This window comes from Williamsia sp. (assembly GCF_016462415.1).
Lineage (GTDB): Bacteria > Actinomycetota > Actinomycetes > Mycobacteriales > Mycobacteriaceae > Williamsia_A.
The window spans coordinates 1-9,733 of sequence record NZ_JAEMTF010000139.1 but is presented as its reverse complement, the minus strand read 5'-3'; the positions used below and the strand labels follow the sequence as shown (position 1 = coordinate 9,733).

9 protein-coding genes are annotated in these 9,733 nt (G+C 68.1%); 8 read left to right on the top strand and 1 reads right to left on the bottom strand.

Annotated features, from left to right (window positions below):
* On the bottom strand, positions 1–922 hold a 922-nt coding region (locus tag JHC79_RS21480; RefSeq protein WP_296394692.1), incomplete at its 3' end, for an aconitase family protein.
* Positions 923–1,285: 363 nt separating this feature from the next.
* On the opposite strand from JHC79_RS21480, the gene JHC79_RS21475 reads away from it, so the two are divergent.
* The 8 genes from JHC79_RS21475 to JHC79_RS21440 form a co-directional block, all read left to right on the top strand.
* Positions 1,286–1,861 carry a DUF6676 family protein gene (locus tag JHC79_RS21475; protein WP_296394690.1) on the top strand — a complete coding sequence of 192 codons (576 nt, stop codon included), beginning with the start codon at positions 1,286–1,288 and terminating at the stop codon, positions 1,859–1,861.
* 493 nt (positions 1,862–2,354) lie between these two features.
* Positions 2,355–3,821, top strand: coding sequence for an NlpC/P60 family protein (locus JHC79_RS21470; protein WP_296394688.1), 1,467 nt, complete (start codon positions 2,355–2,357; stop codon positions 3,819–3,821).
* A gap of 227 nt (positions 3,822–4,048) precedes the next feature.
* Entirely contained in the window at positions 4,049–5,215 is a 1,167-nt protein-coding gene (locus tag JHC79_RS21465; protein WP_296394694.1) for an AAA family ATPase, read from the top strand.
* Entirely contained in the window at positions 5,202–6,143 is a 942-nt protein-coding gene (locus JHC79_RS21460; RefSeq protein WP_296394685.1) for a DUF58 domain-containing protein, read from the top strand. The genes JHC79_RS21465 and JHC79_RS21460 overlap by 14 nt, the downstream gene beginning before the upstream one ends.
* 5 nt (positions 6,144–6,148) lie before the next feature.
* Entirely contained in the window at positions 6,149–7,123 is a 975-nt protein-coding gene (locus JHC79_RS21455) for a VWA domain-containing protein (protein WP_296394682.1), read from the top strand.
* Between the two features lie 94 nt (positions 7,124–7,217).
* Entirely contained in the window at positions 7,218–7,973 is a 756-nt protein-coding gene (gene fabG1, locus JHC79_RS21450; protein ID WP_296394680.1) for a 3-oxoacyl-ACP reductase FabG1, read from the top strand.
* Between the two features lie 52 nt (positions 7,974–8,025).
* Positions 8,026–8,862 carry an NADH-dependent enoyl-ACP reductase InhA gene (inhA, locus tag JHC79_RS21445; protein ID WP_296394678.1) on the top strand — a complete coding sequence of 279 codons (837 nt, stop codon included), beginning with the start codon at positions 8,026–8,028 and terminating at the stop codon, positions 8,860–8,862.
* A partial coding sequence (locus JHC79_RS21440; protein ID WP_296394676.1) for a ferrochelatase occupies positions 8,859–9,733 on the top strand: 875 nt, incomplete at its 3' end. The genes inhA and JHC79_RS21440, both read left to right, overlap by 4 nt.

Below are 9,733 nucleotides of genomic sequence, written 5' to 3'. Positions count from 1 at the left end.
CGCAGGTGGACCCGAACTCGGGGCTCATGTTGCCGATGGTCGCGCGGTTGGCCAGGGGCACCGCGGCGACGCCCTTGCCGTAGAACTCGACGAACTTGCCGACGACACCGTGCTTGCGCAGCATCTCGGTGATGGTGAGCACCACGTCGGTGGCGGTCACGCCCGCCTTGGTCTCGCCGGACAGCTTGAAGCCGACGACGCGGGGGATGAGCATCGAGATCGGCTGGCCGAGCATGGCGGCCTCGGCCTCGATGCCGCCGACGCCCCAGCCCAGCACGCCCAGGCCGTTCTCCATCGTGGTGTGCGAGTCGGTACCGACGCAGGTGTCGGGGTAGGCCTGGCCGTTGCGGACCATGATCGAGCGGGCGAGGTGCTCGATGTTGACCTGGTGGACGATGCCGGTGCCCGGGGGGACGACCTTGAAGTCGTCGAACGCGCCCTGGCCCCAACGGAGGAACTGGTAGCGCTCCTCGTTGCGCTGGTACTCGATGTCGACGTTGCGCTCGAACGCCTGCGCGTTGCCGAACGCCTCGATGATCACCGAGTGGTCGATGACCATCTCGGCGGGCGCGAGCGGGTTGACCTTGTCCGGGTCGCCACCGAGTTCCTGGACGGCCTCACGCATGGTGGCGAGGTCGACGATGCAGGGGACACCGGTGAAGTCCTGCATGATCACGCGCGCAGGCGTGAACTGGATCTCGATGCTCGGGTCCGCGGAGGGATCCCAGTCGGCGATCGCGCGGATGTGATCGGCGGTGATGTTGGCGCCGTCCTCGGTGCGCAGGAGGTTCTCGGCGAGAACCTTCAGCGCGTAGGGAAGCTTCTCGGCACCCTCGACCGCGCTGAGCCGGAAGATCTCATACGAGTTCTCGCCGACCTCCAACGTCCCCTTGGCACCATATGTATCGATACTCGAGCTCACAGAACACTCCACTTCGCTGTGTCGGCGGGGCGGCGCCGACGTTTGTCACCGGCGGGCTGGCCGGCGCTGTTGCGGGCACCCGAGGCAGATCGGATGCGTGGGACAAGTCTAGCAGTACGCGCGTACTGGTTAAATCACCACCGGTGACGATATGTCGCGCGCACGGTGAACATCGCGTGTCTCCGACCCGCGCGAGCGGGCCCGGACACCGCGGTTCGATCACCGCGGGTCAATTGTGTCGTACTGTGCCTGTGGATGTGACCCCTATGGAGGGTCTTGGCGGGGTCGAGTCATCGACCCCGGAGCGGAAGGCAGCGACACGACATGGCCCCGAACGCGAGCACCTGGGCGCAGAGTCCGGCGATGTCGATCATCCCTGCCAACGTCGATCTGACGGCGATCGAGGCCGATCTGGCCGGTGACCACGTCGCCGCGCCCGCCGACATCACGCCGCGTCTGACGTCGGTGGTGTCGGAGGCCAAGGACAAGGGCCACGACATGTACTTCGTGGTGCTGTCGGAATCGCAGCCCAAGTTCACCTATTTCCGCGATATCGCCACCGCGCTGCAGGAGGAGACCGGCGGCACGGTTGTCGTCTTCGGTCCCGGCACCGTCGGGTCGGCCTCCGACGACTTCAGTCGGGTGCAGCTCGAGCAGGCGCAGGACAACCTCTCGACCAGCAACCCGCCGGTCGCAGCGCAGCAGCTGCTCGACCGTATGACCGACCAGCCCCAGGTCCCGTGGACGGTCGTGACCATCCTGCTGGTGCTGGTGGTGGCGCTGGGCGCCGTGGCCGCTCGTCTCCTGGGACGCCGCCGCACGGGCGCGGCCGCGCCGTCCGCTCCGACGGAGACGGCCTCGGTCGCCTCCGTGCCGGGGAACACGGGGGGGAGCGGGTCCGCACCCGACGACGGCGAGCAGGACCGCTCGAACCGATAGGTCGTCTCGGCAAATCGTCTGTTTGCCAGATTTAATGAATTACCTCCGTGTCATTCACGAAATACGTTCGTGATGACGCGCAGTTCATCGCATAAATGCAGGTAATCACCTCTTTGTAATTTGTGACTCATGTTTCGTTCGGGGCCTTTGTGGCGTACGGTTCGACATGTCATAGGTGGTGTTGATGGGGAAGTTGACACCTGCCGGGACACAAGTTGGCGGTGGTGATCGGTGATCGTGTCGTATCCGGCGATGTCGGAATCGACCGGATCGCGGTGTCGCCGGACGATCGGGCGTCCACCAGCCGCACGTCAGTTCTGCGAGGGAGTCATCAGTGAGGCGACGTTTCGTTCCCGTCGGCCGAGCACGCGCAGCGCGCGGCTCGTACCGTCGGCCACACGCCGCTCCGGGTCGTCGCGACCCGGGTCGTAACCACAACACCGAATCGTCCGAGAGCCGTGATCGCGGCCCTCGTGTGACCGCGGTCGCCACCATGGCCCTGGTCGTGATCATCGCCATGCTGGGTATGGGTGCAGGCCCCTCCGCGGCTGCGCCGTCCGCCGGTGACTCGCCACGGAGCCCCGGCGGTATCGCGGATCTGATCAATCAGATCGCCGGCACCGACCAGCACCTGGCCGACCTGGACAACACCGTCGCGCTCAAGCGGGAGTCGGTGAACCGCACTCTCGTCGACCTGCAGAACGCTCGCGATCAGGAACGACTCGCGTCCATCGCGATGAAGGGGTCGCAGGACGCGCTCGGCAAGGCCACTGCCGCGATCAGCACGGCACAGCGCGGCTTCGACGACTTCGTGCGCAATCTGTACCGCCAGGGCAGCTCGCAGAGTTCGATGACGAACTACCTGTCGACCTCGGACCCGGGTGCGGTTCTCGATCGCGCCGGGATCCTCGATCGGCTCACCAAGGAACAGAAGGCCTCGATCGACCGACTGAAGGTCGCCCGCAACGAGCAGGCGAACCGCGTCGCGACCGCGGCGGCCACACGCCAGCAGGCGTCGTTCGCCACCAAGTCGGCCGCGGCGCGCAAGAACGATGCGCTGCAGGCGATCCAGGACGCGATGGCCGCGGTCCGGACCGAGTCGTCCCGGCGCGCCGAGCTGACCGCCGCCCGCGATCAGGCGCAGGCCCAGCTCGACGCACTGCGTGGACGCGCCGCAGCGGCCGCGTCCGCCGCGGTCCCGGGCCAGGTCCAGGCCGCCGCGCCGACGCAGGCCCCGGCCGCAGGGGCACCCGCAGGTCAGGCCCCGGCAGCGCAGGCGCCGGCGATCCCCGGTCGTATCCCGGCCGCCGCACCGGTCAACCCGATGCAGAACGCGATCGCCACCGCCGCGCAGTCGGCGCTCAGGGTCGCCGCCGAGGCGGCCGCGAAACTCGCGGTCGATGCCGCGCAGCAGGTGTTGGCCTCGGTCGTGGCATCGATCCAGCGTCCGCACACCGATCTCAACGGCACCGACCAGGGCAGCGTCGCGACCCCGGGTACCGGTGGGTCGACCTCGGTCACCCCCGGCGTCACCGGATCGGCTGCGGTCGAGATCGTGGTCAACCGTGCACTCTCGCAACTCGGCGTCACCTATGCCTGGGGCGGTGGCAACGCCAACGGACCCACCAAGGGCATCCGGGACGGCGGCGTCGCCGACAGCTACGGCGACTACAACAAGTCCGGTTTCGACTGCTCGGGTCTGATGATCTACGCCTTCGCGGGCATCGGGATCTCGTTGCCGCACTACACCGGCTACCAGTACACCTCCGGCAAGCAGGTGCCGCTGTCACAGATGCAGCGCGGCGACATGATCTTCTACGGCCCCAACGCGAGCGAGCACGTCGCTCTCGTCCTGGGCAACAACCAGATGGTGGAGGCCCCGCAGTCCGGCGACGTCGTCAAGATCTCGCCCCTGCGGACCAGCGGCGCCATGCCGTACGTCGTCCGCCTCACCGGGTAGCCACCCGCACTCCGGTCGGCGACCTCGACACCATCGGCGTCGCCGGTGAGCAGCGCGTTCGCACGCATCCGACCCTCGGGTGCGTGCGACCGCTACTCTCGGTGAGGTCAAGTCCCCCCAACCGGCTCTCAATCGGAGGATCACGCGTGTCCGCAACGCACGACGGCAATGACCAGGGCGGCGAGTTCGCACTCACCGACGCGGACGTGAAGCTCCTGGAGCGCACGATGTTCGAGGTCAAGCGCGTCATCGTCGGGCAGGACCAGCTCATCGAGCGGATCCTGGTCGGTCTGCTGGCGCGCGGTCACATCCTGCTCGAGGGTGTCCCCGGCGTGGCCAAGACGCTCGCGGTGGAGACCTACGCGCACGTCATCGGCGGCAGCTTCTCCCGCGTGCAGTTCACCCCCGACCTCGTGCCCACCGACCTGATCGGTACCCGTATCTACCGGCAGGGCCGCGAGGAGTTCGACACCGAACTCGGTCCGGTCGTGGCGAACTTCCTGCTCGCCGACGAGATCAACCGCGCGCCCGCGAAGGTGCAGTCGGCCTTGCTCGAGGTGATGGCCGAGCGACACCTGTCGATCGGCGGCACCACCTACCCGATGCCTGATCCGTTCCTCGTCATGGCGACGCAGAACCCGATCGAGAACGAGGGCGTCTACCCGCTGCCCGAGGCGCAGCGAGACCGCTTCCTGTTCAAGGTCCTCGTCGACTACCCCTCCGTGGAGGAGGAGCGCGAGATCGTCTACCGGATGGGCACCCGCGTCCCGACCGCCGGACAGATCCTCGACCCCGCGTCGACCGTCCGACTGCAGAAGGTCGCCGCCAACGTCTTCGTCCACCACGCGTTGGTGGACTACGTGGTCCGCGTCATCACCGCGACCCGCCGTCCGGCCGACTTCGGCATGAACGACGTCGCGAGTTGGCTGTCCTACGGCGCATCGCCGCGCGCCACCCTGGGCATCGTCGCCGCCGCTCGGGCACTGGCCCTGGTCCGCGGACGTGACTACGTGATCCCGTCCGACGTCGTCGAGATCATCCCCGACGTGCTGCGCCACCGACTGGTGCTGAGTTACGACGCGCTCGCCGACGAGATCGACGCCGACCAGGTCATCACACGCGTGCTGCAGACCGTCGGACTGCCGCAGGTCAGTGCTCAGCCGATCCAGGGCGGGCCCGCACCGCAGTCCGCACCGGTCGGGCCCCAGCAGGGTGCACCCCAGCACGGCGCACCCCAGCACGGCGCACCCCAGCACGGTGCACCGCAACCCCCCAACGGCGCGCCGGTGGGCATGGTCAAGCCGCAGCAGGCGGCTCCCGGCCAGGCGCCGGACCCGCGCGCCACCGGTGCCCACCCGGCGCCGACGCACGGCCGCATCGATGGCGGACGCTGACCGCCTGCCGTCGTTCGGCGCGGGCACCCTCGACGACCCGACGCTGACCGCGGCACTGAAAACGCTCGAGATCACGGTGCGCCGCAAGCTCGACGGCGTCCTGCAGGGCGACCACATGGGTCTCATCCCCGGTCCCGGCTCCGAGCCCGGCGAGGCGCGGATGTACCAGCCGGGCGACGATGTCCGCCGCATGGACTGGTCGGTCACCGCACGGACGACGCACGCCCATGTCCGCCAGATGGTCGCCGACCGTGAGCTGGAGACCTGGTTGGTCGTCGACATGTCCGCCAGTCTCGATTTCGGCACGGTCAACGGCACCAAGCGGGACCTGTCGGTCGCCGCGTGCGCCGCGATCACCCACCTCACCCTGGGTGGCGGCAACCGGATCGGCGCGATCGTCGCCACCGGTGACACCATCGTGCGGATCCCCGCCCGTAGCGGGCGGGCGCACGCACTCAATCTCCTCAAGACCATCGCAACGACCCGTCGTAGTTCCGACGGCGTGCGGGGCGATCTCAACGCGGGCATCGACGCGCTGCGCCGCCCCGAACGCCGACGCGGACTCGCCGTCGTCGTCAGCGACTTCCTCGGCCCCATCGACTGGGACCGCCCGCTGCGCGCGGTCGGTGGCCACCACGAACTGCTCGGCATCGAGGTCCTCGATCCCCGGGACATGGCCCTCCCGGACGTCGGGGAGGTGGTGCTGCGCGACGCCGAGAGCGGACAGGTCCGTGAGATCACCGTGACCGACCGCGTCCGAGACGACTTCGCACGTGCGGCCCAGGCCCACCAGGCCGATGTCCATCGAACGTTGCGTACCTGTGGCGCACCGACATTGACGTTGCGCACCGATCGCGACTGGATCTCCGACGTGGTGCGTTTCGTGGTGCGCCGCCGCCGTGGTCTCGGCGCCGGGTCGGGACGGTAGCTGCCGTGTTCGATCTCGCGACCCCGTGGTGGCTGCTCGTCCTGCTGCTGATCGTCGGCCTGGGCGTCGGCTACGTCTACATGCAGCGGCGCAGACAGAACCGTGCGCTGAAGTTCGCCAACCTCGAGTTGTTGAACTCGGTCGTCCCGACCCAGCGGAACCGACTCCGTCACGTCCCCATCGCGGTGATGCTGGTGGGCCTGATCCTGCTGACCGTGGCGTTGGCCGGTCCGCAGGCCGATCGCCGGATCCCCCGGAATAAGGCGACGGTGATCCTGGTGATCGACGTGTCGCGGTCGATGAACGCGACCGACGTCGCACCGTCGCGGATCAAAGCGGCGCAGCAGGCCGCGAAGAAGTTCGCCGACGACCTCACCGACGGCATCAACCTCGGCCTGATCTCCTACGCCGGCACCGCCGCCACCCTGGTCTCGCCGACCCCGGACCACAACGCGACGAAGACCGCGGTCGACAAACTCCAGCTCGAGGACAAGACCGCGACCGGCGAGGGCATCTTCGCGGCGATCCAGCAGATCAAGACCCTCAACGCCGTGCTCGGCGGCGACAAGGGTGCGCCGCCCGCACGGATCGTCCTCGAGTCCGACGGCAAGGAAACGGTGCCCGACGACCCCGACGATCCCCGCGGCGCGTTCACCGCGGCCCGCAAGGCGAAAGAGGAACAGATCCCGGTCAACACCATCTCGTTCGGTACCTCGACGGGCTCGGTGGACCTCGAGGGAGACCGGATCCCGGTGCCGGTCGACGACGAGTCGCTGAACAAGATCGCGAGCCTGTCCGGTGGCGAGTTCTTCACCGCGTCGAGCCTCGACGAGCTGACCAAGGTCTACGACACCCTGCAGCAGCAGATCGGGTACGAGACACGCAAGGGCGACAACTCGCGCCCCTGGTTGATCGCGGGCACCATCCTGGTGTTGCTGGCCGCTGTGGGTGCCGTGGCACTCAATCGGCGCCTACCGTGACGCGTCACAACACCGGTTCGCCGAGCCGTGTACTGCGCGCCCGGGATTCGACCTGCTCCACGCCGTGCCGCGCGCGGACGATAGGTTGACCTCCATGGCAGACACCACGACATCGACAGACGAGTCCACAGCCACGGGGGGCCGGATCTCCCGGTCGGTACTGGTGACCGGCGGCAACCGCGGCATCGGTCTGGCCATCGCGCAGCGCCTGGCCGCCGACGGACACAAGGTCGCGGTGACCCACCGGGGTTCCGGTGTGCCCGACGGCCTGTTCGGAGTCGTGTGCGATGTCACCGACGCCGAGTCCATCACCACGGCCTTCGCCGAGGTCGAGAAGCACCAGGGCCCGGTCGAGGTACTGGTCTCCAACGCGGGCGTCACCGACGACACCCTGCTCATGCGCATGAGCGAGGAGCAGTTCTCGAAGGTCATCGACGCCAACCTCACCGGATCGTTCCGGGTCGCCAAGGCCGCGTGTCGATCCATGCTGCGCAAGCGATTCGGTCGGTTCATCTTCATCGGCTCGGTGGTCGCCACCATGGGTACACCCGGCCAGATCAACTACGCGTCGTCGAAGGCCGGCCTGATCGGCATGGCGCGGTCGCTGACCCGTGAGCTCGGGTCGCGCTCGATCACCGCGAACGTCGTCGCCCCCGGTTTCATCGACACCGAGATGACCGCCGCGCTGCCCGAGAACTACCAGGAGCAGGCGCTGCAGTTGATCCCGGCACAGCGGATGGGTCGCACCGACGAGGTCGCGGCGGTCGTCAGCTGGCTCGCCTCGGACGACTCGTCGTACGTGTCGGGGGCGGTCATCCCCGTCGACGGCGGCCTCGGCATGGGGCACTGACGCACACCAATCACCCGCACGACCATCCACATCCACAGCCAGGAGGACACACGTGAGCGGACTGCTCGAGGGCAAGACCATCTTGATCACCGGCATCATCACCGACTCGTCGATCGCGTTCCACGCCGCGGCGATGGCGCAGAACGAGGGCGCCAAGGTCATCATCACCGGCATCCCCGAGCGTCTGCGCCTGATCGATCGCATCGCCCGCCGTCTCCCCACCGAGGTCCCTCCGGCCATCGGTCTCGACGTGACCAACGAGGAGAACCTCGGCGAGCTCGCCGACAAGGTGCGTGAACTGGCCCCCGAGGGTGTCGACGGTGTCCTGCACTCGATCGCGATGGCACCGAAGAACCTGATGGGCCCCGACGCGGTTCCGTTCCTCGACGCGCCGGGCCCCGACGCGGCCAAGTCGTTCGAGATCTCCGCCTGGAGTTACGCCGCGCTGGCCCGCGCCGTGCTGCCGGTGATGAACGAGGGCGGTTCCATCGTGGGCATGGACTTCGATCCGCGGACCGCGATGCCGTACTACAACTGGATGGGTGTGGCCAAGGCCGCGCTCGAGTCGGTGAACCGTTACGTCGCACGGGAAGTCGGCGCCGCGAAGCGGGTCCGGTCCAACCTCGTCGCCGCCGGCCCGATCAAGACGCTCGCCGCGAAGGCCATCGCGGGCACCGCCACCGACGACGCCAAGCAGCTCAACATGCTCAACGAGTACTGGGACGGCGCGTCGCCGATCGGGTGGAACGTCGACGATCCCACCGTGGTCGCGAAGTCGATCTGTGCGTTGCTGTCGGACTGGCTGCCCGGCACCACCGGGTCGATCGTCTACGTCGACGGTGGCGCGAGCCACAACACCTGGTTCCCGGAGGGTTTCACCGGTTCATGAGCACTCCCTTCGACTCCATCCTGGTGCTGTCGTTCGGGGGTCCCGACGGGCCCGAGGACGTCCGTCCGTTCCTGGAGAACGTCACGCGGGGTCGAGGGGTGCCACCGGAACGGCTCGACGAGGTCGCCGAGCACTACCTGCACTTCGGTGGTGTCTCACCGATCAACCGCCTCAATCTCGACATCATCGATCATCTACGTGCCGGTCTCGACGCGGCCGGTATCGACCTCCCGGTGTACTTCGGGAACCGGAACTGGCATCCGATGATCGAGGACACGGTGTCGGCGATGTACGACGACGGCCGCCGTCACGCCCTGGTGTTCCCGACCTCGGCATGGGGCGGGTACTCCGGCTGCGCCCAGTATCACGAGGACATCCGACGGGCCCTGGATGCGTTGTCGGACAAGCACGATCAGCCGGGTACGGATCTGATGGACCTGCGCAAGCTGCCGCACTACTGGGACCGTCCGGAGATGACCGCGGCGTGCGCCGACGCGATCACCGCCGCCCGTGACCGCCTCCCGGCCGATCGACGTGATGACGCCCGACTCGTGTTCACCGCGCACTCGATCCCGTCCGCGGCCGACAAGGCAGCGGGTCCACCCGCGCAGGGCGGGCACCTCTACAGCCGACAGGTGGCCGCCGCGTCCGAACGCGCAGCCGCTGCCGCAGGTTTCGCCGCGCACGACCTGGTGTGGCAGTCGCGATCGGGTCCGCCGCAGATCCCGTGGCTCGAGCCCGACATCTGCGATCACCTCGAAACCCTTGCCGCACAGAACCTCGACCCGGTCATCGTGTGCCCGATCGGGTTCGTCTCCGACCACCTCGAGGTGGTCTGGGATCTCGACACCGAGGCGGTGGAGGTCGCCGA

Coding starts and splice junctions, on each gene's coding strand:
- JHC79_RS21475 (WP_296394690.1), top strand. CDS start 1,286: ATGTCGATCATCCCTGCCAACGTCGATCTGACGGCGATCGAGGCCGAT.
- JHC79_RS21470 (WP_296394688.1), top strand. CDS start 2,355: ATGGCCCTGGTCGTGATCATCGCCATGCTGGGTATGGGTGCAGGCCCC.
- JHC79_RS21465 (WP_296394694.1), top strand. CDS start 4,049: ATGTTCGAGGTCAAGCGCGTCATCGTCGGGCAGGACCAGCTCATCGAG.
- JHC79_RS21460 (WP_296394685.1), top strand. CDS start 5,202: ATGGCGGACGCTGACCGCCTGCCGTCGTTCGGCGCGGGCACCCTCGAC.
- fabG1 (WP_296394680.1), top strand. CDS start 7,218: ATGGCAGACACCACGACATCGACAGACGAGTCCACAGCCACGGGGGGC.